The following is a 26,399-nucleotide window of genomic DNA, read 5'->3' on the forward strand; positions in this document are numbered from 1 at the left end:
TATGAGACGACAAACTGCAAACCAGACGCTCAAACGTTTGGCAAAAGATTTAGCAAGCCATCCCTTCCTCCTTTTCCTAGCCTTTCTAGGAACTATTGCTCAGGTTGGTTTATCGATTTACCTACCAATCTTAATCGGACAGGTCATCGACCAAGTCCTAGTGACTGGCTCTTCACCAGTTTTTTGGCAGATTTTCCTACAGATGATTTTGGTAGTCATAGGAAATACACTGGTACAATGGATAAATCCTCTTATTTATAATCGCCTAATCTTCTCTTATACCAGAGACTTGCGAGAGCGAATCATACATAAGCTTCATCGGTTACCGATTGCTTTTGTGGATCGTCAAGGAAGTGGAGAGATGGTCAGTCGTGTGACCACAGACATCGAGCAGTTAGCAGCTGGTTTGACCATGATATTTAACCAATTTTTTATTGGTGTCTTGATGATTTTAGTCAGCATTCTAGCCATGATTCAAATTCATCTCCTCATGACTCTTTTGGTCTTGCTGTTGACGCCACTGTCTATGGTAATTTCACGCTTTATTGCCAAGAGATCCTATCATCTCTTCCAGAAGCAAACAGAGACGAGGGGGATTCAGACACAATTAATTGAAGAATCGTTGAGCCAGCAGACCATTATCCAGTCCCTTAATGCTCAGGCAGAATTTATCCAAAGACTGCGTGAGGCTAATGACAACTATGCAGGTTATTCGCAGTCAGCTATCTTTTATTCTTCAACGGTCAATCCTTCGACTCGCTTTGTAAATGCGCTTATTTATGCCCTTCTAGCTGGAGTGGGAGCTTATCGTATCATGATAGGCTCCACCTTGACCATTGGACGCTTAGTGACTTTTTTGAACTATGTCCAGCAATACACCAAACCCTTTAACGATATTTCTTCAGTGCTAGCTGAGTTGCAAAGTGCTCTCGCTTGCGCAGAGCGCGTCTATGCTGTTTTAGAAAGATCTGAGGTGGCTGAAACAGGCAAGGAAGTCTTAACCAGTGACCAAGTTAAGGGAGCTATTTCTTTTAGACATGTCTCTTTTGGCTACCATCCTGAAAAGATTTTGATTAAGGACTTATCTATCGATATCCCAGCCGGTAGCAAGGTAGCTATTGTTGGTCCGACAGGTGCTGGCAAATCAACCCTTATTAATCTTCTTATGCGTTTCTATCCTATTAATTCAGGAGCTATCTTGCTGGATGGGAAATCTATTTATGAATATAGTCGTTCCTCCTTACGTCAGCAGTTTGGAATGGTGCTCCAAGAAACCTGGCTCAAGCAAGGGACCATTCATGACAATATTTCCTTTGGAAATCCTAAAGCCAGTCGGGAGCAGGTGATTGCTGCTGCCAAAGCAGCCAATGCAGATTTTTTCATCCAACAGTTGCCACAGGGATACGATACCAAGTTGGAAAATGCAGGAGAATCTCTCTCTGTCGGTCAAGCCCAGCTTTTGACCATCGCCCGAGTCTTTCTAGCTATCCCTAAGATTCTTATCTTAGACGAAGCAACCTCTTCCATCGATACGCGGACAGAAGTGCTGGTTCAGGATGCCTTTGCTAAACTCATGAAGGGGCGCACAAGCTTTATCATTGCCCACCGCTTGTCTACCATTCAGGATGCGGATCTGATTCTTGTCTTGGTGGATGGTGACATCGTGGAGTATGGGAACCATCAGGATCTCATGGCTCGAAAGGGCAAGTATTACCAAATGCAGCAAGCTGCAGCTTTTAGCTCTGAATAATCCTTTCTACTTTGAAATCTTATGGACAAAAAAAGTTGCCTTCGGGTGACTTTTTTGTTACAATAGCTAGAAAAATTATTCACTGTAAATTGTCATATAGAAAAGGAGCCTAGAATGAAAGTCTATCAGCATGTAAATATCGTGACTTGTGATCAAGATTTCCATGTTTATCTAGATGGAATCTTAGCAGTTAAGGATTCTCAAATCGTCTATGTTGGTCAAGAGAAGTCAGAGATTTTAGAGCAAGCTGAGCAGATTATAGACTATCAGGGAGCCTGGATTATGCCTGGATTGGTCAATTGCCACACCCATTCTGCTATGACAGGCTTGAGAGGGATTCGAGATGATAGCAATCTCCATGAATGGCTCAATGACCATATCTGGCCTGCAGAAGCAGGATTTACTCCCGACATGACTACTAAGGCGGTCAAAGAAGCTCTGACAGAGATGCTCCAGTCAGGAACAACAACCTTTAATGATATGTATAATCCCAATGGTGTGGATATTGAGCGGATTTATCAGGCAGTGAAAGATTCCAAGATGCGTTGTTATTTCTCACCGACTCTTTTTTCTTCAGAGGCAGAGACAACTGCTGAGACTATAAGTAGAACTCGAGCAATCATTGAAGAAATTTTAGGATATGAAAATCCAAATTTCAAGGTTATGGTAGCACCACATTCTCCTTACAGCTGTAGTAGAGACTTGCTGGCAGAAAGCTTATATATGGCAAAAGAGTTGAATATTCCTATCCATATCCATGTTGCGGAGACCAAGGAGGAGTCAGGAATTATCCTGAAACGATACGGCAAACGTCCTCTAGCCTTTTTAGAAGAACTGGGTTACTTAGATCATCCATCTGTCTTTGCTCACGGGGTCGAATTAAACGAGCGAGAAATTGAACGTTTGGCAACTTCTCAAGTGGCTATTGCTCACAATCCTATCAGTAACCTCAAACTGGCATCAGGGATTGCTCCCATTATCCAACTGCAAAAAGCAGGAGTAGCTGTGGGAATTGCGACAGATTCAGTTGCTTCCAACAACAACCTTGATATGTTTGAGGAAGGACGGACTGCAGCCCTTCTTCAGAAGATGAAAAGTGGAGATGCCAGCCAATTTCCGATCGAAACAGCCCTCAAGGCACTCACAATCGAAGGGGCTAAAGTCCTAGGGATGGAAGAGCAGATAGGAAGTCTGGAAGTTGGTAAACAGGCAGATTTTCTCGTTATTCAACCACAGGGAAAAATCCATCTCCAACCTCAGGAAAATATGCTTTCTCACCTGGTTTATGCAGTCAAATCCAGCGACGTTGATGATGTTTATATCGCTGGAGAACAGGTTGTTAAGCAAGGTCAAGTACTGACGGTAGAACTTTAAAAGAATAATCACGAAAAGATTTTAAAAAAAGTTTGCAAAAATCTTGCATTCTTATTTTGATTATGCTATACTTATATACGGTTTGAAAAAACTGCCTAAGACAGTAGGGGAGCTCGACTCATAAGTATCCTACCGAGGACAAAACGTATCATGTAAAAAGAAGCGTATTGTACTTTCGTGTCTAGGTTTGGGCGCGTTTTTCTTTTGGAAAAATATCCCCAAGCAAAATAATAACGGAGGTGAAAACACTAATGAGTGAAGCAATTATTGCTAAAAAAGCGGAACTAGTTGACGTAGTAGCTGAAAAAATGAAAGCTGCTGCATCTATCGTCGTTGTAGACGCTCGTGGTTTGACAGTTGAGCAAGATACAGTTCTTCGTCGTGAGCTTCGTGGAAGCGAAGTTGAGTACAAAGTGATTAAAAACTCAATCTTGCGTCGTGCAGCTGAAAAAGCTGGTCTTGAAGATCTTGCATCTGTATTTGTTGGACCATCTGCAGTAGCATTTTCTAACGAAGATGTTATCGCACCAGCGAAAATCTTGAACGACTTTTCTAAAAACGCTGAAGCACTTGAAATCAAAGGTGGTGCAATCGAAGGCGCTGTCGCATCTAAAGAAGAGATTCTTGCTCTTGCAACTCTTCCAAACCGCGAAGGACTTCTTTCTATGCTCCTTTCTGTACTTCAAGCGCCAGTGCGCAACGTTGCTCTTGCAGTCAAAGCGGTTGCAGACAACAAAGAAGACGCAGCTTAATCTTAAGCTACGCAGCGTAGCCTAGCTACGAAAAAAATAAAAAACTAATTTTAAAACTTATTTGGAGGAAATAACAATGGCATTGAACATTGAAAACATTATTGCTGAAATTAAAGAAGCTTCAATCCTTGAATTGAACGACCTTGTAAAAGCTATCGAAGAAGAATTTGGTGTAACTGCAGCTGCTCCTGTAGCTGTAGCTGCTGCTGGTGGCGCTGAAGAAGCTGCTAAAGATTCATTTGACGTTGAATTGACAGCTGCAGGCGACAAGAAAGTCGGCGTTATCAAAGTTGTACGTGAAATCACTGGTCTTGGTCTTAAAGAAGCTAAAGAACTTGTTGATGGTGCACCAGGTGTCATCAAAGAAGGCGTTGCAACTGCAGAAGCTGAAGAAATCAAAGCTAAATTGGAAGAAGCTGGAGCTTCAGTTACTCTTAAATAATAGAGCGACTACATTAGTAGCTTAAAGACATGATTAAACCGCTATTCTTAGGAGTAGTGGTTTTTCTTTTTGTTTAAAAAGGGGCAAAAAAGGGGGCGAGTAAGTAATTTTCTAACTGTTTAACTCAACCAAAAAATCCCCAATCAAAGCGATTGAGGATTGAGCAAATAAATCTTAAACAATACCTTGTGCGATCATAGCATTTGCTACATTTTCAAAGGCAGCAATGTTTGCTCCTGCAAGGTAGTCTTTATCAAGACCGTATGTTTCTGAAGTTGTTTTAGCTGTGTTGAAGATGTTTGTCATGATGTCTTTGAGGCGTCCATCAACTTCTTCACGAGTCCATGAAAGGCGAAGGCTGTTTTGGCTCATTTCAAGCGCTGAAACGGCTACACCACCAGCGTTAGCAGCTTTGGCAGGTCCGTAAAGGATTCCGTTTTCTTTGTAGACTTTAATCGCGTCAAGGTCACTAGGCATGTTAGCACCTTCAGATACGCAGATAACTCCTTGAGCAACCAAACGTTTAGCTGCTTCACCGTTGATTTCGTTTTGAGTCGCACATGGAAGAGCGATGTCATAGTTTCCAGCATAAGTCCATACAGAACCTTCGTGGTAGGTTGCAGTTGCTTTCTCAGCTGCATACTCAGTCAAACGAGCGCGACGTTTTTCTTTAACATCAACTAAAAGATCGAAGTCGATACCATTTTCATCGATGACATAACCATTTGAGTCAGATACAGAGATAACAGTTGCACCGAGTTCAGTCGCTTTTTGAAGAGCGTATTGGGCTACGTTACCTGAACCTGAAATAACAACTTTCTTACCAGCAAAGCTGTTGCCGTTAGCTTTAAGCATTTCTTCAGTGTAGTAAACCAAACCGTAACCAGTTGCTTCTGGACGAATCAAGCTACCACCAAATCCAAGAGGTTTACCAGTCAAGACACCAGCATCAAATTGGTTAAGGCGTTTGTATTGACCGTAAAGGTAACCAATTTCACGTCCACCAACACCGATATCACCAGCAGGTACGTCAAGTGATGGTCCGATGTGTTTTTGCAATTCAGTCATGAAGCTTTGGCAGAAGCGCATCACTTCAGCATCTGTTTTACCTTTAGGATCGAAGTCTGATCCACCTTTACCTCCACCGATTGGAAGTCCAGTCAAGACGTTTTTGAAGATTTGTTCAAATCCGAGGAATTTCAAAATCCCTTGGTTAACAGTTGGGTGGAAACGAAGTCCGCCTTTGTATGGTCCAACAGCTGAGTTGAATTGAACACGGTAACCACGGTTTACTTGAATTTTTCCATCACGGTCAACCCAAGGAACACGGAAAGAAATCACGCGCTCTGGCTCAGTAATACGTGCCAAGATATTTTCTTCGATATACTCAGGGTGTTTTTCAAATACAGGTTCCAAAGTGTTAAAAAATTCTTCAACAGCTTGGAGGAATTCAGCCTCGTGCCCGTTACGAGCTTTTACAGTTTCAAACACGCTTTGGATATATTCTTTAGCAGATGTCATATCGTTCTCCTTAAATTCTAATTTAATTATGTGTGTCATTATAGCAGAATTTTTTTTAACTGTAAAGAGAAAAACAAAAATTTTCTAAAAATTCTATCAATTTAGTTCCAGATTTTTCTTTATTCATAAAATACGAACGTTCTTCTTGGAAATGTCTTTCTAAAAGAGAAAATGTGAAAATATGGTATAATATTAGCAATAAAAGGAATCCGGAGGATCAGAATCATGGTATCAACGAAAACACAAATTGCTGGTTTTGAGTTTGAAAATTGTTTGATGAATGCGGCAGGTGTGGCTTGTATGACGATAGCAGAGTTAGAAGGCGTTAAAAACTCAGCAGCAGGAACCTTTGTCACGAAGACAGCGACCTTGGACTTTCGTCAGGGAAATCCTGAGCCACGCTATCAAGATGTTCCACTTGGTTCCATCAACTCTATGGGCTTGCCAAATAATGGCTTAGATTATTACCTAAACTATCTTCTGGAATTACAAGAAAAGGAACCGAATCGTACCTTCTTTCTATCCTTAGTTGGAATGTCTCCAGAGGAAACCCATACTATCTTGAAAAAAGTCCAAGAGAGTGAGTTTCGTGGTCTGGCTGAGCTAAATCTTTCCTGTCCAAATGTTCCAGGTAAACCTCAGATTGCCTATGATTTTGAGACAACTGACCGAATTTTGGCAGAAGTATTTGCCTACTTTACCAAACCTCTTGGGATTAAATTACCACCTTATTTTGACATTGTTCACTTTGACCAAGCGGCAGCTATTTTCAATAAATATCCGCTCAAGTTTGTCAACTGTGTTAACTCGATTGGGAACGGCCTTTATATAGAAGATGAATCTGTCGTTATTCGACCTAAGAATGGTTTTGGTGGGATTGGTGGGGAGTACATCAAACCGACTGCTCTAGCCAATGTTCATGCTTTTTATCAACGTTTAAATCCTCAAATCCAAATCATTGGAACAGGTGGTGTTCTGACTGGTCGAGATGCTTTTGAACACATCCTCTGTGGTGCTAGTATGGTACAGGTGGGAACCACCCTTCACAAAGAAGGTGTTGGTGCCTTCGAACGTATTACCAATGAACTGAAAGCAATCATGTCGGAAAAAGGGTATGAGAGCTTAGAAGATTTCCGTGGGAAATTGCGCTACATTGACTAAATTAAATCGAAAAATCAGAAGAAAGGAGAGAAGATGCTAGCTATTGAAGAAAGCCAGAAGTTGACTTTATCAAATTTACCTAACCTGAGCCTGTTTACAGGGACAGATCAGGGCCAGTTTGAAGTGATGAAGAGTCAAGTGTTGAAACAGATTGGGTATGATTCTGCCGACCTCAATTTTGCCTACTTTGATATGAAAGAAGTAGCTTATAAAGACTTAGAGTTGGAGTTGGTCAGTCTCCCTTTCTTTGCGGATGAGAAAATCGTGATATTAGACCATTTTGTCGATATCACAACAGCCAAGAAACGCTTTTTAACAGATGATGAGCTCAAGTCGTTTGAGGAATACCTTGATAACCCTTCGCCAACAACCAAGTTGTTGATCTTTGCGGAAGGAAAACTGGATAGCAAGAGACGGTTGGTCAAATTACTTAAGCGTGATGCCAAGGTTTTTGATGCAGTAGAAGCCAAAGAACAAGAATTGCGCCAGTATTTCCAAAAGTGGAGTCAGAAACAAGGCCTGCAGTTTGTGGGGCAATCCTTTGAAAATCTACTTATCAAATCTGGTTTTCAATTTAGCGAAATCCAGAAAAATCTCCTCTTTTTACAGTCCTATAAGGAAGACTCTGTTATCGAGGAAGAGGATATTGTTAACGCAATTCCCAAGACCTTGCAGGACAATATTTTTGATTTAACTCAGTTTATTCTGACTAAAAAGATGGACCAGGCGCGCGATTTGGTTAGAGATTTGACCTTGCAAGGTGAAGATGAAATCAAGTTGATTGCAGTCATGCTAGGACAATTTCGGACTTTTACTCAGGTGAAAATTTTGTCGGAGTCTGGGCAAACAGAATCGCAGATTGCAAGTAGTCTAGGAAGTTTTCTCGGACGCAATCCTAATCCCTATCAAATCAAGTTTGCGCTGAGGGATTCACGAGGACTTTCCTTGAGCTTTTTGAAGCAAGCTATTTCTTATTTGATTGAGACAGACTATCAGATTAAGACAGGTCTTTATGAAAAGAGTTTCCTTTTTGAAAAGGCACTCTTGCAGATTGCTAGTCAGGTAAATTAATCCTATTTCAAAAAATTTTTATCCCGCGTCAGGATTATCTTGTCGTGGGTTTCTTAGTGATTTACTTATTTTATACTCAATGAAAATCAAAGAGCAAACTAGGAAGCTAGCCGCAGGTTGTTCAAAGCACTGCTTTGAGGTTGTAGATAAGACTGACGAAGTCAGCTCAAAACATGTTTTTGAGGTTGCGGATGAAACTGACGAAGTCACTAACATATACCTACGGCAAGGCGACGTTGACGCGGTTTGAAGAGATTTTCAAAGAGTATTATTAGAAAGTATTTCAGTGATTTCTTCATCTATAAGCAAAAAACTTGAAAAAAGTGAATGTTTGCGTTATCATTTTCATATAGAAAGAAAAAGAGGTATTACAGATGGCTATTATCTTACCAGATCTTCCATATGCATACGACGCTTTGGAACCATACATCGATGCAGAAACAATGCACTTGCACCATGACAAACACCACCAAACTTATGTCAACAATGCAAATGCAGCTCTTGAAAAACACCCTGAAATTGGTGAAGACCTTGAAGCTTTGCTTACTGATGTAGAATCAATCCCAGCTGATATCCGTCAAGCGCTTATCAACAATGGTGGTGGACACTTGAACCATGCTCTTTTCTGGGAATTGATGACTTCGGAAAAAACAGCTCCTTCAGCAGAACTTGCAGCAGCAATCGATGCAACATTTGGTTCATTTGAAGAGTTCCAAGCAGCCTTTACAGCAGCAGCTACAACTCGCTTCGGTTCTGGATGGGCTTGGTTGGTTGTCAACAAAGAAGGGAAGCTTGAAGTGACTTCAACAGCAAACCAAGACACCCCAATCTCAGAAGGCAAAAAACCAATCTTGGGCTTGGACGTTTGGGAACATGCTTACTACGTGAAATACCGCAACGTGCGTCCTGACTACATCAAAGCTTTCTTCTCAGTAATCAACTGGAATAAAGTAGATGAATTGTACGCAGCTGCTAAATAATGATAGTTGGAGGGAAGAATTGTTCTTCTCTTTTTAAGGTTATATTATTTTGGTCTGACAAAATCGTCAGACTTTTTTCATTTTTATGAGAAACGTGCTAACTGCTAGAAATTATGGTAGAATAAAGTATTAAGTAATCGTGGAAAAAGGATATCTATGCGAAAAGAAATTGCACCTGAATTATACAACTATAACAAGTTTCCTGGTCCTGAGTTTCATTTACACGGGGACAAGGTCGAAACGGAAGGGATAGCTTTTTCCTTGGTTGAAAATATCAAGGATGCCTTTGATGTGACGGCTTTTAATCAGCGTTTTTCAGAAGTCTTAACCAAGTTTGATTATATCGTGGGAGACTGGAGCAATGAACAGCTTCGCCTACGAGGGTTTTACAAGGATGACCGAACAGATGAAAAACTTGAAAAAATCAGTCGTTTACAAGACTACCTTTTAGAGTATTGTAGTTATGGTTGTGCCTATTTTGTCTTAGAAAATGAAGCCCCTAAGCGAGCGTCATTTGACAAGAAAATGCGTAAGAAGGAAGAAGAACAGCCTTCTAGAAAAGGAAAGAAACCGGCTCAAACTAAACGAAAACCGAATGCAGATAAGAAAAATAGACGTCGTCAGAAAGATCAGCATTCTCAGAAAGAGGACAAGGGACAACGTCATTTTGTCATTCGTCAGAAGTGAGTAGAGAATAAGGAGAAGAAATGAAACCGTCAATTTATAGTTTAACACGTCAAACCATGCAGGAATGGGTTTTGGAGCAGGGAGAAAAGAAATTCCGTGCAGATCAAATCTGGGAATGGCTCTACCGTAAACGTGTCCAGTCATTTGAAGAAATGACCAACCTTTCCAAGGATTTGATTGCTAAGCTTAATGACCAGTTTGTGGTTAATCCATTGAAACAGCGAATCGTGCAAGAATCTGCTGATGGGACAGTTAAATATCTTTTTGAATTGCCAGATGGAATGCTGATTGAGACAGTACTCATGCGTCAACACTACGGTTTATCTGTCTGTGTGACCACTCAGGTCGGCTGTAATATCGGTTGTACCTTCTGTGCCTCTGGTTTGATTAAGAAACAACGTGACCTCAATAATGGGGAAATCGTAGCGCAAATCATGCTGGTTCAGAAATACTTTGATGAGCGTGGTCAGGATGAGCGTGTCAGTCATATCGTTGTCATGGGAATTGGTGAACCATTTGATAATTACAACAATGTCTTGAATTTCGTTCGTACTATCAATGATGACAAGGGAATGGCCATCGGTGCTCGTCACATTACGGTTTCAACCTCAGGTTTGGCCCATAAAATTCGTGATTTTGCTAATGAAGGTGTTCAGGTCAATCTTGCCGTTTCCCTTCACGCACCTAATAATGAACTGCGCTCAAGCATCATGAAGATTAACCGTGCCTTTCCGATTGAAAAACTCTTTGCTGCTATTGAGTATTATATCGAAACAACCAATCGTCGTGTAACCTTTGAGTATATCATGCTCAATGAAGTCAATGATGGTGTAGAACAAGCCTTGGAATTGGCTGAATTGCTCAAGAATATCAAGAAATTGTCTTATGTAAACTTGATTCCTTATAACCCAGTTAGTGAGCATGACCAATATAGCCGTAGTCCTAAAGAGCGCGTCCTGTCCTTCTATGATACGCTTAAGAAAAAAGGGGTCAACTGTGTCGTCCGTCAAGAGCATGGTACAGATATTGATGCAGCTTGTGGACAATTGCGCTCTAACACAATGAAACGTGACCGCCAGAAAGCAGTCGCAGCAGTTAATCCTTAATGATGAAGAAAACATATAATCATGTTTTGGTCTGGGGAGTCATTTTCTATAGCATTTGCATTGTCTATTTTTGCTTTACTCCTCAAGAACATTCTCCCGTAGGGGTGGAAACTCCAGGTATTCAGCATCTTGGACGCCTGGTTTTTCTTTTGACTCCTTTCAATTCTCTCTGGAAACTAGGTGAAGTGAGTGATGTAGGACAATTATATTGGATTTTTCTACAAAATATACTCAATGTCTTCTTACTTTTTCCTTTGGTGTTTCAACTCCTTTATCTCCTTCCAAACTTGCGGAAAACAAGAAAAGTGATCTTTTTCAGTTTTCTTGTGAGTCTTGGAATTGAGTGTACGCAGTTGGTCTTGGATTTTTTCTTTGATTTTAATCGCGTCTTTGAGATTGATGATTTGTGGACCAATACCTTGGGTGGCTATCTGGCTTGGCTTCTCTATAAACAATTACATAAAAACAAGATAAGGAATTAAAATGAGTATTTTAGAAGTTAAAAATCTGAGTCACGGTTTTGGTGACCGTGCAATTTTTGAAGATGTGTCCTTCCGTCTCCTAAAGGGGGAACATATCGGTCTGATCGGTGCTAATGGTGAAGGGAAATCAACCTTTATGAGCATCGTGACTGGTAAGATGTTGCCAGATGAAGGGAAGGTTGAGTGGTCTAAGTATGTGACTGCTGGTTACTTGGATCAGCACTCAGTCCTTGCTGAAGGGCAGTCGGTACGTGATGTGCTCCGTACAGCCTTTGATGAACTTTTCAAAGCGGAAGTTCGTATCAATGACCTTTATATGGAAATGGCTGAAGATGGAGCGGATGTTGATGCTCTCATGGAAGAAGTTGGCGAACTTCAAGACCGTTTAGAGAGTCGTGATTTCTATACCTTGGATGCTAAGATTGACGAAGTAGCGCGTGCCCTTGGAGTCATGGATTTTGGCATGGATACAGATGTAACCTCTTTGTCAGGTGGGCAAAGAACCAAGGTACTTTTGGCTAAACTCCTCCTTGAAAAGCCCGATATCTTGCTGTTGGACGAGCCGACCAACTACTTGGATGCTGAGCATATTGACTGGCTCAAGCGCTATCTCCAAAACTATGAGAATGCCTTTGTTCTTATTTCACACGATATTCCATTCCTGAACGATGTGATTAATATTGTCTATCATGTGGAGAATCAACAGCTGACGCGTTATTCTGGTGACTACTACCAGTTCCAAGAAGTCTATGCTATGAAGAAATCTCAGCTAGAGGCAGCCTACGAACGTCAGCAGAAAGAGATTGCGGACCTCAAGGACTTTGTCGCTCGAAACAAAGCGCGTGTTGCAACACGAAACATGGCCATGTCCCGCCAGAAGAAATTGGATAAGATGGATATTATCGAACTGCAAAGTGAGAAACCAAAACCATCCTTTGATTTCAAACCGGCTCGTACACCAGGGCGCTTTATTTTCCAAGCCAAGGATTTGCAAATTGGTTATGATCGTCCTCTGACCAAGCCTTTAAATCTTACCTTTGAACGTAATCAAAAGGTTGCTATTATCGGGGCAAATGGTATCGGGAAAACAACTCTCTTGAAGAGTCTCTTGGGAATTATCCCGCCAATCGCTGGGGAAGTTGAACGCGGTGACTACCTAGAACTTGGTTATTTTGAGCAGGAAGTAGAAGGTGGCAATCGTCAAACACCACTAGAGGCTGTCTGGAATGCCTTTCCAGCTCTCAACCAAGCAGAAGTCCGTGCAGCCCTTGCCCGTTGTGGTCTGACAACCAAGCATATTGAAAGCCAAATTCAGGTCTTGTCAGGTGGGGAACAAGCCAAGGTTCGTTTCTGTCTCTTGATGAATCGTGAAAACAATGTCTTAGTGCTGGACGAGCCGACCAACCATTTGGATGTGGATGCCAAGGATGAACTCAAACGTGCTCTTAAAGAATACAAAGGGTCTATCCTTATGGTCTGCCACGAACCAGACTTCTATGAAGGCTGGATGGATCAAATCTGGGATTTTAACAAGCTAACTTAAGAATGAGGATAAAAGAAATACAGTACCGAATGTGGATACTGTATTTTTTTGGTTTTTAAGATTTAAAATTGTAATCTTTCACCACTTCGATGCTGTCGATTGTGATAGCAGTAGTTGGCTTGTCTTTTTCATCTTTTTCGGCTTTGGCAATTTTATCTACAACATCCATACCGTCAATCACTTGACCAAAGACGGGGTGTTTGCCATCTAGACTAGGGTTTCCCCCTTCTTTATAGGCTTCGATGATTTTCTTTGGATACTTGCTTGTAGGGAGTTTAGCAGAGGTATCTGTAGAGTTTTGGTTGATGAAGAACTGGCTGCCATTGGTGTTTGGTTGACCAGTATTAGCCATAGAAAGAGCTCCACGGATGTTATAGAGATAAGGAGTAATCTCGTTCTTGAAACCAGTTCCCTTGTCTTTTGTCTTGTCCTTGTCATGCCAGATGGACTGACCACCTGTACCGTCCCCTTTTGGATCTCCAGTTTGAACCATGAAGCCATCGATGACACGGTGGAAGGTAATACCGTTATAGTAGCCTTCTTTGGCATGAGTGAGGAAGTTTTCAACCGCTAGAGGAGCGAGTTTAGGGAAGAGTTTGATACGGATATCTCCTTGACTTGTGTGTAGAATCACTTCAGCCTCGTCTTCAGCAACTTCTTTAGATAGTTGTGGGAAATTGGCATTTTCGTTTGTTAAAGCATCGTTTAACTCCTTGGCAGATTGGGCAGCTACTTTGGAGCTTTCCTCAGCGGCCAAGCTAGAATCTACATAGTCATCACCACGCAAACTACGTTGGATGTTGCTACATCCAGCTAGGGCTACAGTGGATAGTAAAAGAAGGGTTGCTAGTTTTTTCATTCTGTTCCTCTCAAAAATTTATTTCTACCATTGTACCCTAAAAGGAAGTTTATTTCAAATATCAATAGAGATTATTCTGATAACACATATAACTTTATAGCTTGACTTACTCCATTTTGTTCATTAGAATCTGTTACTGCATTTGCACAGGATTTGACATCTGTAGGTGCATTTCCCATTGCAATACCAAGGCCTGCGGTTTCAATCATGGGAACATCATTATAATTGTCACCCAAGGCCATAATCTCCTTTGGGGAAATTTGATAGTAGTTAGCCAATTCTAACAGAGCCTGTTTTTTAGATACTTGATTATGTGTGACTTCAAGATAGTTATTCTTGGAGAGATAAAAATCCGTTTGAGGGAAATCCATAATGGATAAGGTGTTTTGCAGTTTCTGTATAGTGTCTGCTTTATCAATTAATAATAGTTTATGAACAAGAGTATATTCCTCTTTTATCAAATCTGTTATAGATGTAACTTTTGGACTTTCTCCAGTAATATCGGCTTCGATTTGTACCCATTTATCTAAAGTATTAACAAACCAATCTTGTCCAGAATAAACATTGATAGAAACTGTCGGAAATTCTCTTTTTAAAAAATCATGAAGAAATGTTAATTCTTTTTTATCAATAGAATGCTGACTTAGGACCTCATCCCCCTTACTGATAAGGGCACCGTTATAACATGCGATTGGGAAGTTACTAATACCTAGTTCTTTAGAGATTGGAGCAATACCGAGAGGTGAGCGAGCAGAAGCTAAGACAAAAGGGATTTCTTTTTGTTTTAAAATTGGCATCAGTTCTGGCAAATAAGAGTCTATCTGGTGATTTTTGTCTAAAATTGTTCCGTCAATATCGGTTATAATCAATTTAATATTTGTCATAGTTAACCTCTTTTAAAATAGAATAGTTGTTTTACCATCTAAATATTTCTGAATTTCTATATCGGGTTCTTTGTCTGTAATCCAATAATCAAAATCAGCTAGTTCAGAAAGAATAAAGTGAGAGTGTTTGCTTATTTTACTGGTTTCAGCCAGTAAGACACGAGTTTTGCTTGTTTTAAATGCTCTCTTTTTCATTAGAACATCTTCTTGGTCTTCAAAACTAACTTGACCATCTGAAAGACTTGCAGCTCCAAAAAAAGCTAAATCAAACTTAATAGAGTTTAAAATGTCCGATTCTTCTAATGAGTAATAGAAACGATTTTTTTTATGAAATCGTCCACCTAGAATGTGAAAATCGACATTTTCTTTCCCTCCTAGAATAAGCGCATTATCTAATGAATGGCTGAAAATAGTGACTTTTTTATCTGTTATTTTTGCTAACTCAAGTACAGTTGTTGAAACATCATAGAAAATTAATTGTGATTCAGAAATAAGTTGGGTAGCTAAATGAGCAATTTTCTCTTTTTCTTTGGAAGATTGTTCTGCTCGACCTTGAAAACCAAGAATCCTTTGCTTTTGAATTGGCAATAAACCTCCATGAGTTCTTTTTGCTCGTTTCTCTTTTGCGAGAATAGAAAAATCTCTGCGGATGGTATCTTTGGATACTTGGAAATAGTCAACCATTTCTTTTGCTGATAGACTTCCTCTATCCTCTAAAAGTTTAATGATTTCTTCTAATCGTTGTTCTTGGTACATATGAATTCCCCCTTTCAATACTAATATACCTCTTTTGTAAGCGATTGTCAACGTTTGTAATGTTTTATAAGTGTTTTGAATAATCTACAAAAAAATCAACCTGACTTGGTTGATTAAAGATTCTTCTTTGGATGACGGTCGATAATATCCTTGTATTGTTCCAGTATCTGCTCCCCCTTTGGAGTCAATTTGTAGCCACGATTGCTAATTCTTCTTCTGAAAGTTGTCATGAAGGGCTTTGACCAAATTTGTAGCCTTCATCTTAGACAGTCTTGTAATTCCCTTGCTTTTCAGAATATTCTTTTTCATAGTAGCATTTAGATGGTTAAGTGAGTCAAATGCAGTTTCGACAAGAGTATAACCTTTTTCCACCAGAGTTTTTAGATGCTTAGGGGTATCAATACCATAAGTAAACTCAAAGTATTTTGGAAACTAGATCTTAAGAAAGCTCGTAAGGCATCACAATTAGTAAACGTTAATTCGAAAGAATTACTATATTTTAAAAGAGCACATTTTCAAAGGATTTTTTCTTTTGGTTTTACTTCCTAATTAATCAGTGAACTTAATACTAGGTCTCGAAAAGAATTATGCTTCCTCGTTCTGTCTGAGTTCAAAGAGGTCTTCTACTTTCAGATTAAAAACTTGAGCAATTTTAAGAGCCATTTCCAGCGAAGGATTGTAACGGTTATTTTCCAAGTGCAGAATTGTCTCGCGTCGCATGCCGATGCGGTCGGCTAACTCCTGCTGGGTCATGCCTGTGGACTCACGAACAGATTTGAGATTAGTAATAATCTTGCTTTCTTTGGCCATGCTTATCCTCTACGTTCCAAGATAAAATAGACAACCGCAAAGATGCAAATCAAGACAGCTATGCTAATAAATATCTGTCCCATGTAAAGAGTGAGAGACCCCATATACCCAATGATAACTGATAGGATCATCAGTGCGCCTAGTATAAAAACAAACATCAAGCTAGCTGACTTTGCTAAATTAGCATAAAAGCGTTCGTCCGGAGTTTCCTTGACATTTTTCAAACAGAAAAAAACAAATAAAATCACTTCAATAACGAGGCCAATTCCCAAAATCCATTCTTTAATACCAGAACTTTCGCTTGGGGTCGCAACCCAAATTCCTACTGTATAAAAAATGCTTGCTGCAAAAAAAAGTATCGTGTAAAGCTTAGCAGACAAGTCAAAAATAGTCTTTCCCTTACTTTTATGACTCTTATGAGGCCATGGTTTCTTATGTAGCCAGCCCCAAATAGCTACAATCTGACCTAACACTGAAATACCAGCAATAACTAACTTGGGTCCCCAACTAAGATTAGAACCAAATAAAACAATAAAATCAATAAAGAGAGCTACGGCAATCACTGCAATGAGGCCACGCATTTTTTGACTTTTTTTCATGATAGACTCCTTTTTTATGTTATAAATATATAACACTTAAATTTTATGTTATAAATATATCACATTTAAATCTGGAAAGCAAGAATTTATGTGCCAAGGTGGCAATTATTTGGAAAATCTAGATACTCTATGAATCTCTACTTTTTTCTTAGACTGTTATAAAGTCTGTCAGAATAAGCGTTATAGGTGTAGAAGTTAATTTTTACAGAACTAAATTATTCCCCTATTTAGAATCTATTAATTTATATTTTATAAATTAATTAGTAGATATCATTCTTAAAATCCTTGATATTTCGTTTGGGAACGGGCTTAGAATTTAGGAGCCAAGTATCCAAATCTCGTTCAGGCGATATGAAGGGTTTGACTTGATGGTCTTTATAAAATGTTTCTAATACTCTTCGAAAATCAAATTCAAACTACGTCAGCTTTACCTTGCCGTACTCAAGTACAGCCTGCGGCTAGCTTCCTAGTTTGCTCTTTGATTTTCATTGAGTATAAAATAGTATTCACGGATAGCTTCTTTCAAACATTTATTTCCTACTTCTAACAAATTTCTAAATGGTTTAAAAATTTTATAGTCTGTCAAGTTTTTTTCTTGACACCTGCCAGAAATCTGCTATAATAGAACATGTGATAAATAGCTCAGCTATTTCACCGAAATAAAAAATAAGAAAAGAGACTTTAAAAATGGCAGTTAAAATCCGTTTGACTCGTATGGGTTCTAAGAAAAAACCTTTCTACCGTATCAACGTAGCAGATTCACGTTCACCACGTGACGGACGTTTCATCGAAACAGTTGGAACTTACAACCCACTTGTTGCTGAAAACCAAGTAACTTTGAAAGAAGACCGCGTTCTTGCATGGTTGGCTGATGGAGCTCAACCTTCAGATACAGTTCGCAACATCCTTTCAAAAGAAGGTGTATTGAAGAAATTCCACGATTCTAAATTCTCAAAATAAATTTAAAGTAGGTTGACAGATGGATACGATTGAAAATCTCATTATTGCGATTGTGAAACCCTTGATTTCACAACCAGATGCCTTAACTATCAAGATTGAAGATACACCAGAGTTTTTGGAATATCATTTGGATCTTGATCAAAGCGATGTGGGTCGTGTAATCGGTCGTAAGGGTCGCACTATTTCTGCGATAAGAACGATTGTCTACTCTGTCCCAACTGAAGACAAAAAAGTAAGAATCGTTATTGACGAAAAATAAGAAGGGCGGGACGAATGTCTCGCTTTTTTTGCAAGGAGAAAGAATGAGAGATTTAACAGTTAGACAACTAGAGGAATATTTACTTGACCATTACCGACAATCTAGAACAGAAGAAGGGCTTTTTATTAAGCTAGTAGAAGAAGTTGGAGAAGTTGCTGAGGTTTTAAATGGACGCTCTGGTCGAAAAGAGGGAGTTCAAGATTCGAACGAGGAACTAGCAAAAGAATTGGCTGATATCATTCACTACACTGTCGCAATTGCGGCCATCAACGACATAGATCTAACCAAGACCATTTTTGAAAAAGACAAAAAGGCGGCTATCAAATATCAGCATGAACGAGATTTGGAAGGCTTTTTGAAAGAAAACTGAAAAAAGAATGAATATTGATTGTGTTTTTAACATAGATTGGTCAATGTATATTGATTGGCTATTACGAATTTTACAAATTGCAACATTTATTGCTGTGATTATAAAGATAACGTTCCAAAATAAGGTTTATATCAATAATATTGAAATCAAGGAAATTAAACCATTCGAGTTTGAATCTTTACATACAAATTTTCACTATATTCATGAATTTACACATAATATAAGTAGCAAACCTTTTAATCATTTGATTTTTTATCCCAAAGAAGTTGATATTGAAATAGTAGAATTTTATTCTTTAAACTATGATTCAAGAAACGATTGTTTGATTGTAAATAATAAACTGCATACAGTTAAAAATTTAAAGAATTATACATGCTTATTGATTCATACAAATTTACCAGAGAATATGCCTAGTTTAAGAATGAAATGGAAAACAAGTCAGGGTGAAATTGGGGAATATACATTTTATAGCAATATGTATAACGGGAATGTAAATATCTCATCTTTCAAATATAAATTAACATTAAAGAGGAAAATATTAGCACTTTTTGGACTATAGCGGGCCCTCTATGTATTTTCCTCTAACTTGAGAAAATCTTTGGAACGTGATAAAATAAAGGATAAGGATTTTTAATAATTCATTATATAGAACGAGTGGATTTCTTTATGAAGAGGTTTGAAGTATCTACAGAAATTGGTAGTCTCTCTGTTACTTATCAAAAGCAAAAGAAAATACTAGTTTGTTTAAGTGGCGCAGGTTTGCTACCAAGTTATGAAAATTTTTCACTTATACTTGAAAAACTTCCTCCTACAATTGGTTATTTGACAATTGATTTTCCGAACACAGGTAGGAGTCCGATTCATGACCAAGCTGGAAAAAATCTAGATAATCTTGCAGATGCGGTTTATGAAGTACTTGAAGAATTAGGGATTTCTGAATATATACTTTGTGTACATAGTTTGAGTGGAATTTTAGCTTGTAAATTGCTCAACAAACCAATTAAGTGTCAGGCTTTAGTAGCAATTGAACCGACAACTAAAAACGTCATGTTTGCTGATTTTTCAGAAAATCCTTATCCAGAAATGGAAGAGCAGATGAGGCTGATTGAGGAGTGTGGTCCTGAATTTTATTTTAAGAACTTAACTCAAGCAACATTTAGCCCTGAAATTAATAAAGAAATCTGGGAAATAATGCAAGAAAAAGGCTTAGAGTTGGAAAATCAAGATCCAGAATTTCAGATATCTGGAGAGATTACTGAGGAAGATTTTGAGAATTTATCAATACAATCTCATGTCCCTGTATTTATTTTTTGTCAGCCTTATAGAGAAAAAGAGTACAGAGAATCAGAATATTGGACTTCCAATACTAAACTCATTTTAGGAGGGAATCACCATTATTTACAATGGTCAGAATCAGAAAAAATTGTGACTATTATTCGAGAATTGTCCGAATAAGATGGATAGAAATAGAGTACAGGAGACAAGATGAACTACTTTAATGTTGGGAAAATCGTCAATACGCAGGGGTTGCAGGGTGAGATGCGAGTCTTGTCTGTGACGGATTTTGCAGAAGAACGGTTTAAAAAAGGGGCTGAGCTGGCTTTGTTTGATGAAAAAGATCAGTTTGTTCAAACAGTGACCATCGCTAGCCACCGTAAACAGAAGAACTTTGACATTATTAAATTCAAAGATATGTACCATATCAACGCTATCGAAAAGTACAAGGGGTACAGTCTCAAGGTCGCTGAGGAAGATTTGAATGACCTAGACGATGGTGAATTTTATTATCATGAGATTATCGGTTTGGAAGTCTATGAGGGAGAGAACCTGATTGGAACCATCAAGGAAATCCTGCAACCAGGTGCCAACGATGTCTGGGTGGTCAAGCGGAAAGGAAAGCGTGATTTATTATTACCTTATATCCCACCAGTGGTTCTCAATGTTGATATTCCTAATAACCGCGTCGATGTGGAAATCTTAGAAGGGTTAGACGATGAAGATTGATATTTTAACCCTCTTTCCAGAGATGTTTTCTCCACTGGAGCACTCAATTGTTGGAAAGGCTCGAGAAAAAGGGCTCTTGGATATCCAGTATCATAATTTTCGAGAATATGCTGAAAAGGCCCGCCATGTCGACGATGAGCCCTACGGAGGAGGTCAGGGGATGTTGCTCCGAGCCCAACCCATTTTCGATGCCTTTGATGCTATTGAAAAGAAAAATCCGCGCGTCATTCTCCTCGATCCTGCTGGAAAGCAGTTTAATCAGGCTTATGCTGAGGATTTGGCTCAAGAGGAAGAGTTAATCTTTATCTGTGGGCACTATGAGGGTTATGATGAGCGTATTAAGACCTTGGTGACAGATGAGATTTCCCTGGGTGACTATGTCTTAACTGGTGGAGAATTGGCGGCCATGACCATGATTGATGCGACGGTTCGCCTGATTCCAGAAGTGATTGGCAAGGAGTCCAGCCACCAAGATGATAGTTTTTCTTCTGGCCTTCTTGAATATCCTCAGTACACACGTCCCTATGATTATCGAGGTATGGTTGTACCAGATGTATTGATGAGTGGTCACCATGAAAAGATTCGTCAGTGGCGATTGTATGAGAGTTTGAAGAAAACCTATGAACGCAGACCGGATTTGCTTGAACATTATCAACTGACAGCAGAAGAAGAAAAAATGCTGGCAGAAATCAAAGAAAACAAAGAATAAAGGAGAAACCTATGCAAGTAATCAAACGTGATGGAGAAATTGCTGAATTTAATCCAGATAAGATTTACCAAGCTATCTTAAAGGCAGCCCAGACTGTCTATGTATTGACAGATGATTTGCGTCAAAACCTTGCACAAGTCACTAAGAAAGTGGTTTTGGATTTGGAAGAAGCCAAGGTGGAACGTGCTACCATCAGCATGATTCAGTCTATGGTTGAACATCGTTTACTGGGTGCAGGTTACATTACCATAGCAGAACACTACATTTCCTATCGTCTACAACGTGACTTGGAAAGAAGTGGTTATGGAGATCATATCGCGGTTCATTTACATTTTGAACAAATTCGCTAAGAAAAAAGAGTGGGATGAAGCAACTACATCTCACTCTTTCTTAAATCTATTTTTTTGGGCTGTTTGGACAGTTGAAGGGACAAATCGTAGGCGTTGAATATCGCTTATGCGGATAATACGGGTCACATTTTTAGCAAAATTTTTCACGATAATTTGCTGGCGTTGCTGATCGTATTTGATGATGTCACCTGTAAAACTTGTCTCAGACAAGATAAGGTGAACAGCAGTTTGTTTCTGGATAGCCTCTTCAATAGTAGCAGTTAGGGAGTTGGTTTCAGTCTGGTCAGGTTGGTCATGTCCATTTAAAAAGTCATGTATTTTATCTAGAACTTGCTGGAATTTATGTCTCATATTGGCCTCCCTTCTTTTATATCAATATTATATAAAATTTTCGTAAAATCTACAAGATTTTACGAATAAACTAATGAAAGCTAAAAAAAGGAGAAGAAAATGGCAGAATTTACATTTGAAATCGAAGAGCACTTGTTGACTCTTTCTGAAAACGAAAAAGGTTGGACCAAGGAAATCAACCGTGTGAGCTTTAATGGTGCCCCTGCAAAGTTTGATATTCGTGCTTGGAGTCCAGATCATACTAAAATGGGCAAGGGAATTACCCTCTCTAATGAAGAATTTCAAACCATGGTGGATGCCTTTAAAGGCAACTAAGTTTTCAAAATGAAAGAAAAGGATATTGAGTTATGACAACTCGATATCCTTTTTTTAGTTGGTAAAGTAAGCCTGATTTTTAAGGCGTTGAAGTAGTGGATGACTAATAAGACTAATAGCAAGAAGTTTACCAAGGTCTGGAATGATAAAGGGAAAAACTCCTACAACAAGAGCTTTTTCAAATGGCATTCCAGCTAGGAAATGCAAGCTTAGAATCCCGCCGACAAAGACAAGGGCATCACCCAAGAGGTTTGCAAGAAAAATCTTGACAACTCCACTCTTGCTGTCAGTTAGAGATGAAGTAAGTCCAGAGTAAACAAGATAAAACCAAAGATAGCCTGCAGTAGGACCAACCAACGCCTGCAATCCAGCTCCCCCTCCTGCAAAGACAGGAAGACCGATAGCACCTAGAAGAAGATAGAGTCCAACAGAAAGTACAGCCTCTCTGGGTCTAAAGACAGTAGCAATCAAGCCGATTGCAAAGTTTTGCAGAGTGAAGGGAACAGGTCCAATTGGAAGAGTGATTTGTGCCAATACAGCAATGAGAGCAGCCCCAATAGCAGGGATAGCATAAACGTGAGCTTTTTTCAAAATAGTTAACCTCTTTTCTGATGTATAGTAACTATTATACTCGTAAGAACATTATTGTCAACTTGTTTTATAGAGCAAGGTAACAAAAACTGTAACGGCCGATTTTCCTGACTGGGTAAGTTGTTTTCATCATTTCGTAAATCATCAAAAAAGAAGCAGACACATTTGTATCAGCTTCTTTTATTTCGATTAACGCATGGTTACAAATTCTTCAGATGCAGTTGGGTGAATCGCTACGGTTGCATCAAAGTCAGCCTTGGTTGCTCCCATTTTGATAGCAACAGCAAATCCTTGAATCATTTCATCAACACCATAGCCAATTCCATGAAGTCCGACAACTTTTTCTTCAGAACCAGCTGTTATCAATTTGAAACGTGTTTCTTGACGGTTGCAAGTGCAAGCAGAGTACATAGAAGTGAAGCTTGATTTGTAAACCTTGATTTGGTCTTGGCCGTATTCTTTAATAGCTTGCTCTTCTGTCAGCCCAACAGTTCCGATAGCAGGGTGTGAAAAGACAACAGTTGGAATAGTTGAGTAGTCCATTTTTGCAGTAGTTTTTTCGTTAAAGAGGCGTTCAGATAGGGTACGTCCTGCCTTGATAGCAACTGGAGTCAGTTCTTTTTCACCCGTTACATCACCTAGAGCATAGATTCCCTCAACAACCGTATTTTGGTATTCATCTACTTGGATAAAGCCACGTTCGTTCAGAGTAACACCAGCTTTTTCAAGTTGCAAGCCCTTAACGTTTGGACGGCGACCTGTAGCCCAGATAACTTGGCTAGCTGTGTGACTAGTACCATCTTCGAAATGAATGGTAATGCCTTCAGCAGTTTTTTCTAACTTGGCAGGAACTTTGTGAGTATGAAGCGGCAAGTTTGTTCTTTCCATTTCCTTGACTAAACCTTCAACGATGTAAGAATCAAAACCACGTAAAGGACGATCGCGACGAACAAAGAGGTCTGTCTTGACACCAAAAGTGTGGAGTACTCCAGCCAATTCAACGGCAATATAACCAGCACCTAGAATGGCAACTGACTCTGGCAATTCTTCCCAAGCAAATACATCATCAGAAGAGCCACCTAGCTCAGCACCAGGAACGTCTGGAATACTTGGATGGGCACCTGTAGCAATCACGATATGTTTAGCACGAATCAGTTCACCATTTACGCTAACAGTATGAGAATCTACAAATTCAGCATGACCTTCAATCAAGTCTACACCGTTGCGTTTAAAACTGCCATCATAAGAAGAACGAGCGCGATCAATATAGGCTTCACGATTGCGACGTAGGGTAGCAAAGTCAAAGTTAAGGTCAGTAGTCTTAAAGCCGTAGTCTTCTCCAAATTGATGGAAAGTCTCAGCGATTTGCGCCCCGTACCACATGATTTTCTTAGGAACACAGCCGACGTTGACGCAGGTTCCACCTAGTTTCTTTTCCTCAATAACGGCCGCTTTGGCTCCGTGTTCACCAGCACGGTTCATGGTAGCAATTCCTCCGCTACCTCCACCGATAGCAATGATATCATATTCTCTCATTGAAAACTCCTTTGTACTCTTTTAAATAGTAGAGTGTCATTTTTTGATAGTCATATTCTATCTTTTTTTTGATGTGATTGCAAAAATCTGCTACGTTCAAAAAATTTAAAGAAAAGGCTTGCAAAAAACAAAAATAAAGTGTATTATATATCTAGTACAATGATTGTGGAATAAATTCCGAACAATAATTAAATCCTGAAATGTCATTATTTCGTTCTGAAATGTTATTGTTTCAAATTGATAATTTTTGTATAATATTGTTAAGAACTTTAAATCAAAAAGGAGTTTCATTATGAAAAAGAATGGTAAAGCTAAAAAGTGGCAATTGTATGCAGCAATCGGTGCTGCGAGTGTAGTTGTATTGGGTGCTGGGGGCATTTTGCTCTTTAGACAACCTTCTCAGACTACTGTAAAAGATGAGGCTACTCATCTTGTTGTTGCCAAGGAAGGAAGCGTGGCATCCTCTGTTTTATTGTCAGGGACAGTAACAGCAAAAAATGAACAATATGTTTATTTTGATGCTAGTAAGGGTGATTTAGATGAAATCCTTGTTTCTGTGGGTGATAAGGTCAGTGAAGGACAGGCTTTAGTCAAGTACAGTAGTTCAGAAGCCCAGGCGGCCTATGATTCAGCGAGTCGAGCAGTTGCTAAGGCAGATCGTCATATCAATGAACTCAATCAAGCACGAAATGAAGCTGCTTCAGCTCCCCAGTTACCAGTACCAGCAGGAGGCGAAGGTGTAGCAGCCCAAACTCCAACTCCAGTCTCAGGAAATTCAGTGTCATCTATTGATGCGCAACTAGGTGATGCTCGTGATGCTCGTGCAGATGCAGCAGCACAATTAAGTAAGGCTCAAAGTCAGTTGGATGCAATGACGGTTCTCAGTACCTTAGAGGGAACTGTGGTCGAAGTCAACCGTAATGTTTCTAAATCTCCAACTGGAGCTAGCCAGGTGGTAGTTCATGTCGTTAGCAATGAAAACTTGCAAGTTAAGGGGGAACTATCTGAATATAACCTTGCCAACCTCTCTGTAGGACAAGAAGTAACCTTTACTTCTAAAGTTTACCAAGATAAGAGCTGGACTGGTAAGATTAGCTACATTTCTGACTACCCTAAAAACAATGGTGAAGCAGCAAGTGCAGCTACTGCCGCAGCAGGTGGTAATTCTGGTTCTAAATATCCATATACCATCGATGTTACAAGTGAAATCGGTGATTTGAAACAAGGATTCTCAGTAAGTGTTGAGGTCAAGAATAAGAGTAAAGCCATTTTGGTTCCTCTAACAAGTGTTGTGACTGAAAATGATAAGAACTATGTCTGGGTGCTTGACGAGCAGAAAAAGGCCAAGAAAGTGGAAGTTGGTTTGGGAAATGCTGATGCAGACAACCAAGAAATCACTTCAGGTCTGACAAATGGAGTCAAGGTCATCAGTAACCCAACGTCTTCTCTAGAGGAAGGAAAAGAGGTGAAGGCTGATGAAGCAACTAATTAGTCTAAAAAATATCTGCAGGAGTTACCGTAATGGTGACCAAGAACTGCAGGTTCTCAAAAATATCAACCTAGAAGTGAATGAGGGTGAGTTTGTTGCCATTATGGGACCATCTGGTTCTGGTAAGTCCACTCTCATGAATACGATCGGCATGTTGGATACACCAACCAGTGGAGAATATTATCTTGAAGGCCAAGAAGTAGCTGGATTGGGTGAAAAACAATTAGCCAAGGTTCGCAACCAACAAATCGGTTTTGTCTTTCAGCAGTTTTTTCTTCTATCCAAACTCAATGCTCTGCAAAATGTAGAATTGCCCTTGATTTATGCAGGAGTTTCGGCTTCAAAACGTCGCAAGTTAGCCGAGGAATATTTAGATAAGGTTGAATTGACCGAACGTAGTCACCATTTGCCTTCAGAATTATCTGGTGGTCAAAAGCAACGTGTGGCTATTGCGCGTGCCTTGGTAAACAATCCTTCTATCATCCTAGCGGACGAACCGACAGGAGCCTTGGATACCAAAACAGGTAACCAAATCATGCAATTATTAGTTGAACTAAATAAAGAAGGAAAAACCATTATTATGGTAACGCATGAGCCTGAGATTGCAGCATATGCCAAACGCCAGATTGTCATTCGAGATGGAGTTATTTCATCTGACAGTGCTCAGTTAGAAAAGGAGGAAAACTAA

Annotated in this window: 31 protein-coding genes and 1 other annotated feature; of the genes, 22 read left to right on the plus strand and 9 right to left on the minus strand. The window is 39.5% G+C overall.

Features of this window, described 5'->3' with window-relative positions:
• The first annotated feature begins 1 nt into the window (after position 1).
• The 4 genes from ACLV7W_RS04565 (at position 2) to rplL (ending at position 4,318) form a co-directional block, all read left to right on the plus strand.
• Positions 2 to 1,750 (plus strand): ABC transporter ATP-binding protein, encoded by a 1,749-nt coding sequence (locus ACLV7W_RS04565; protein WP_411865516.1) that lies wholly within the window; start codon positions 2 to 4, stop codon positions 1,748 to 1,750.
• Between the two features lie 114 nt (positions 1,751 to 1,864).
• Entirely contained in the window at positions 1,865 to 3,124 is a 1,260-nt protein-coding gene (locus ACLV7W_RS04570; RefSeq protein WP_411865517.1) for a TRZ/ATZ family protein, read from the plus strand.
• A 76-nt stretch (positions 3,125 to 3,200) separates the two neighbouring features.
• Positions 3,201 to 3,336 (plus strand) — a sequence feature (ribosomal protein L10 leader region).
• Between the two features lie 39 nt (positions 3,337 to 3,375).
• Complete coding sequence (gene rplJ, locus ACLV7W_RS04575) at positions 3,376 to 3,876, plus strand: 50S ribosomal protein L10 (RefSeq protein ID WP_001287277.1); 501 nt, start codon at positions 3,376 to 3,378, stop codon at positions 3,874 to 3,876.
• Positions 3,877 to 3,952: 76 nt separating this feature from the next.
• A complete protein-coding gene (gene rplL / locus ACLV7W_RS04580) occupies positions 3,953 to 4,318 on the plus strand; it encodes a 50S ribosomal protein L7/L12 (RefSeq protein ID WP_084888469.1) in 366 nt (121 codons plus the stop codon).
• A 174-nt stretch (positions 4,319 to 4,492) separates the two neighbouring features.
• Here the strand turns inward: rplL and gdhA are convergent, their stop codons facing one another.
• Positions 4,493 to 5,839, minus strand: coding sequence for an NADP-specific glutamate dehydrogenase (gene gdhA / locus ACLV7W_RS04585; protein ID WP_295528354.1), 1,347 nt, complete (start codon positions 5,837 to 5,839; stop codon positions 4,493 to 4,495).
• A 225-nt stretch (positions 5,840 to 6,064) separates the two neighbouring features.
• On the opposite strand from gdhA, the gene ACLV7W_RS04590 reads away from it, so the two are divergent.
• The 7 genes from ACLV7W_RS04590 to ACLV7W_RS04620 all read left to right on the plus strand — a co-directional run bounded on the left by ACLV7W_RS04590 (position 6,065) and on the right by ACLV7W_RS04620 (position 12,869).
• A complete protein-coding gene (locus tag ACLV7W_RS04590; RefSeq protein WP_023946400.1) occupies positions 6,065 to 7,000 on the plus strand; it encodes a dihydroorotate oxidase in 936 nt (311 codons plus the stop codon).
• A gap of 33 nt (positions 7,001 to 7,033) precedes the next feature.
• Positions 7,034 to 8,071, plus strand: a complete 1,038-nt coding sequence (gene holA, locus ACLV7W_RS04595; RefSeq protein ID WP_023946402.1) for a DNA polymerase III subunit delta — start codon at positions 7,034 to 7,036, stop codon at positions 8,069 to 8,071.
• A gap of 374 nt (positions 8,072 to 8,445) precedes the next feature.
• Complete coding sequence (sodA, locus tag ACLV7W_RS04600; protein WP_411865518.1) at positions 8,446 to 9,051, plus strand: superoxide dismutase SodA; 606 nt, start codon at positions 8,446 to 8,448, stop codon at positions 9,049 to 9,051.
• A 156-nt stretch (positions 9,052 to 9,207) separates the two neighbouring features.
• The gene (locus ACLV7W_RS04605; protein ID WP_247952874.1) at positions 9,208 to 9,738 is read left to right on the plus strand and encodes a YutD family protein; all 531 of its coding nucleotides are present in this window, start codon (positions 9,208 to 9,210) and stop codon (positions 9,736 to 9,738) included.
• A gap of 20 nt (positions 9,739 to 9,758) precedes the next feature.
• Positions 9,759 to 10,844 carry a 23S rRNA (adenine(2503)-C(2))-methyltransferase RlmN gene (gene rlmN / locus ACLV7W_RS04610; protein ID WP_247952875.1) on the plus strand — a complete coding sequence of 362 codons (1,086 nt, stop codon included), beginning with the start codon at positions 9,759 to 9,761 and terminating at the stop codon, positions 10,842 to 10,844.
• Positions 10,844 to 11,326 carry a VanZ family protein gene (locus ACLV7W_RS04615; protein WP_247952876.1) on the plus strand — a complete coding sequence of 161 codons (483 nt, stop codon included), beginning with the start codon at positions 10,844 to 10,846 and terminating at the stop codon, positions 11,324 to 11,326. Before rlmN ends, ACLV7W_RS04615 begins: the two co-directional genes overlap by 1 nt.
• A 1-nt stretch (position 11,327) precedes the next feature.
• On the plus strand, positions 11,328 to 12,869 hold the full coding sequence (locus ACLV7W_RS04620) for an ABC-F family ATP-binding cassette domain-containing protein (RefSeq protein ID WP_247952877.1): 1,542 nt from the start codon (positions 11,328 to 11,330) through the stop codon (positions 12,867 to 12,869).
• 55 nt (positions 12,870 to 12,924) lie between these two features.
• Here ACLV7W_RS04620 and ACLV7W_RS04625 read toward each other — a convergent pair whose 3' ends face one another.
• The 5 genes from ACLV7W_RS04625 to ACLV7W_RS04645 form a co-directional block, all read right to left on the minus strand.
• Positions 12,925 to 13,728, minus strand: a complete 804-nt coding sequence (locus ACLV7W_RS04625) for a peptidylprolyl isomerase (RefSeq protein ID WP_261011864.1) — start codon at positions 13,726 to 13,728, stop codon at positions 12,925 to 12,927.
• Between the two features lie 71 nt (positions 13,729 to 13,799).
• Positions 13,800 to 14,612, minus strand: a complete 813-nt coding sequence (locus ACLV7W_RS04630) for an HAD family hydrolase (protein WP_049542943.1) — start codon at positions 14,610 to 14,612, stop codon at positions 13,800 to 13,802.
• Between the two features lie 12 nt (positions 14,613 to 14,624).
• Complete coding sequence (locus tag ACLV7W_RS04635) at positions 14,625 to 15,368, minus strand: DeoR/GlpR family DNA-binding transcription regulator (RefSeq protein ID WP_049542945.1); 744 nt, start codon at positions 15,366 to 15,368, stop codon at positions 14,625 to 14,627.
• 585 nt (positions 15,369 to 15,953) lie between these two features.
• On the minus strand, positions 15,954 to 16,178 hold the full coding sequence (locus tag ACLV7W_RS04640) for a helix-turn-helix transcriptional regulator (RefSeq protein ID WP_045611329.1): 225 nt from the start codon (positions 16,176 to 16,178) through the stop codon (positions 15,954 to 15,956).
• Between the two features lie 2 nt (positions 16,179 to 16,180).
• The gene (locus tag ACLV7W_RS04645) at positions 16,181 to 16,777 is read right to left on the minus strand and encodes a DUF3796 domain-containing protein (RefSeq protein WP_411865519.1); all 597 of its coding nucleotides are present in this window, start codon (positions 16,775 to 16,777) and stop codon (positions 16,181 to 16,183) included.
• A gap of 687 nt (positions 16,778 to 17,464) precedes the next feature.
• On the opposite strand from ACLV7W_RS04645, the gene rpsP reads away from it, so the two are divergent.
• The 8 genes from rpsP to ACLV7W_RS04685 all read left to right on the plus strand — a co-directional run bounded on the left by rpsP (position 17,465) and on the right by ACLV7W_RS04685 (position 21,429).
• Complete coding sequence (gene rpsP / locus ACLV7W_RS04650) at positions 17,465 to 17,737, plus strand: 30S ribosomal protein S16 (protein ID WP_000268760.1); 273 nt, start codon at positions 17,465 to 17,467, stop codon at positions 17,735 to 17,737.
• A 19-nt stretch (positions 17,738 to 17,756) separates the two neighbouring features.
• Complete coding sequence (gene kphA / locus ACLV7W_RS04655) at positions 17,757 to 17,996, plus strand: RNA-binding protein KphA (protein ID WP_000379617.1); 240 nt, start codon at positions 17,757 to 17,759, stop codon at positions 17,994 to 17,996.
• A gap of 43 nt (positions 17,997 to 18,039) precedes the next feature.
• A complete protein-coding gene (locus ACLV7W_RS04660; protein ID WP_033688581.1) occupies positions 18,040 to 18,366 on the plus strand; it encodes a MazG nucleotide pyrophosphohydrolase domain-containing protein in 327 nt (108 codons plus the stop codon).
• Between the two features lie 7 nt (positions 18,367 to 18,373).
• Positions 18,374 to 18,925, plus strand: coding sequence for a hypothetical protein (locus ACLV7W_RS04665; protein ID WP_023943056.1), 552 nt, complete (start codon positions 18,374 to 18,376; stop codon positions 18,923 to 18,925).
• 107 nt (positions 18,926 to 19,032) lie between these two features.
• Positions 19,033 to 19,821 (plus strand): alpha/beta fold hydrolase, encoded by a 789-nt coding sequence (locus ACLV7W_RS04670; protein WP_261011204.1) that lies wholly within the window; start codon positions 19,033 to 19,035, stop codon positions 19,819 to 19,821.
• Between the two features lie 30 nt (positions 19,822 to 19,851).
• A complete protein-coding gene (gene rimM, locus ACLV7W_RS04675) occupies positions 19,852 to 20,370 on the plus strand; it encodes a ribosome maturation factor RimM (RefSeq protein WP_084926481.1) in 519 nt (172 codons plus the stop codon).
• The gene (gene trmD / locus ACLV7W_RS04680) at positions 20,360 to 21,079 is read left to right on the plus strand and encodes a tRNA (guanosine(37)-N1)-methyltransferase TrmD (RefSeq protein ID WP_084926480.1); all 720 of its coding nucleotides are present in this window, start codon (positions 20,360 to 20,362) and stop codon (positions 21,077 to 21,079) included. The genes rimM and trmD overlap by 11 nt, the downstream gene beginning before the upstream one ends.
• A gap of 11 nt (positions 21,080 to 21,090) precedes the next feature.
• The gene (locus ACLV7W_RS04685) at positions 21,091 to 21,429 is read left to right on the plus strand and encodes an ATP cone domain-containing protein (protein WP_001196040.1); all 339 of its coding nucleotides are present in this window, start codon (positions 21,091 to 21,093) and stop codon (positions 21,427 to 21,429) included.
• 30 nt (positions 21,430 to 21,459) lie between these two features.
• Here the strand turns inward: ACLV7W_RS04685 and ACLV7W_RS04690 are convergent, their stop codons facing one another.
• The gene (locus ACLV7W_RS04690; RefSeq protein WP_084888448.1) at positions 21,460 to 21,780 is read right to left on the minus strand and encodes a hypothetical protein; all 321 of its coding nucleotides are present in this window, start codon (positions 21,778 to 21,780) and stop codon (positions 21,460 to 21,462) included.
• 99 nt (positions 21,781 to 21,879) lie between these two features.
• Here ACLV7W_RS04690 and ACLV7W_RS04695 point away from each other — a divergent pair, with 99 nt between their 5' ends.
• Positions 21,880 to 22,095: a YdbC family protein gene (locus ACLV7W_RS04695; protein WP_000807422.1), complete on the plus strand. Its 216-nt coding sequence runs from the start codon at positions 21,880 to 21,882 to the stop codon at positions 22,093 to 22,095.
• A 54-nt stretch (positions 22,096 to 22,149) separates the two neighbouring features.
• Here ACLV7W_RS04695 and ACLV7W_RS04700 read toward each other — a convergent pair whose 3' ends face one another.
• Positions 22,150 to 22,686: a biotin transporter BioY gene (locus ACLV7W_RS04700; protein WP_084947564.1), complete on the minus strand. Its 537-nt coding sequence runs from the start codon at positions 22,684 to 22,686 to the stop codon at positions 22,150 to 22,152.
• 189 nt (positions 22,687 to 22,875) lie between these two features.
• Complete coding sequence (gene gor / locus ACLV7W_RS04705; protein WP_411865520.1) at positions 22,876 to 24,222, minus strand: glutathione-disulfide reductase; 1,347 nt, start codon at positions 24,220 to 24,222, stop codon at positions 22,876 to 22,878.
• Positions 24,223 to 24,511: 289 nt separating this feature from the next.
• Between gor and ACLV7W_RS04710 the strand changes: the two genes are divergently transcribed.
• Together ACLV7W_RS04710 and ACLV7W_RS04715 are read left to right on the plus strand one after the other, a co-directional pair.
• Positions 24,512 to 25,714, plus strand: coding sequence for an efflux RND transporter periplasmic adaptor subunit (locus ACLV7W_RS04710; protein WP_411865933.1), 1,203 nt, complete (start codon positions 24,512 to 24,514; stop codon positions 25,712 to 25,714).
• Positions 25,698 to 26,399 carry an ABC transporter ATP-binding protein gene (locus ACLV7W_RS04715; RefSeq protein ID WP_000811471.1) on the plus strand — a complete coding sequence of 234 codons (702 nt, stop codon included), beginning with the start codon at positions 25,698 to 25,700 and terminating at the stop codon, positions 26,397 to 26,399. Before ACLV7W_RS04710 ends, ACLV7W_RS04715 begins: the two co-directional genes overlap by 17 nt.

Origin of the sequence: Streptococcus mitis, assembly GCF_965111735.1 — a bacterium.
In the GTDB taxonomy this organism is placed as follows: Bacteria; Bacillota; Bacilli; order Lactobacillales; family Streptococcaceae; genus Streptococcus; species Streptococcus mitis_DR.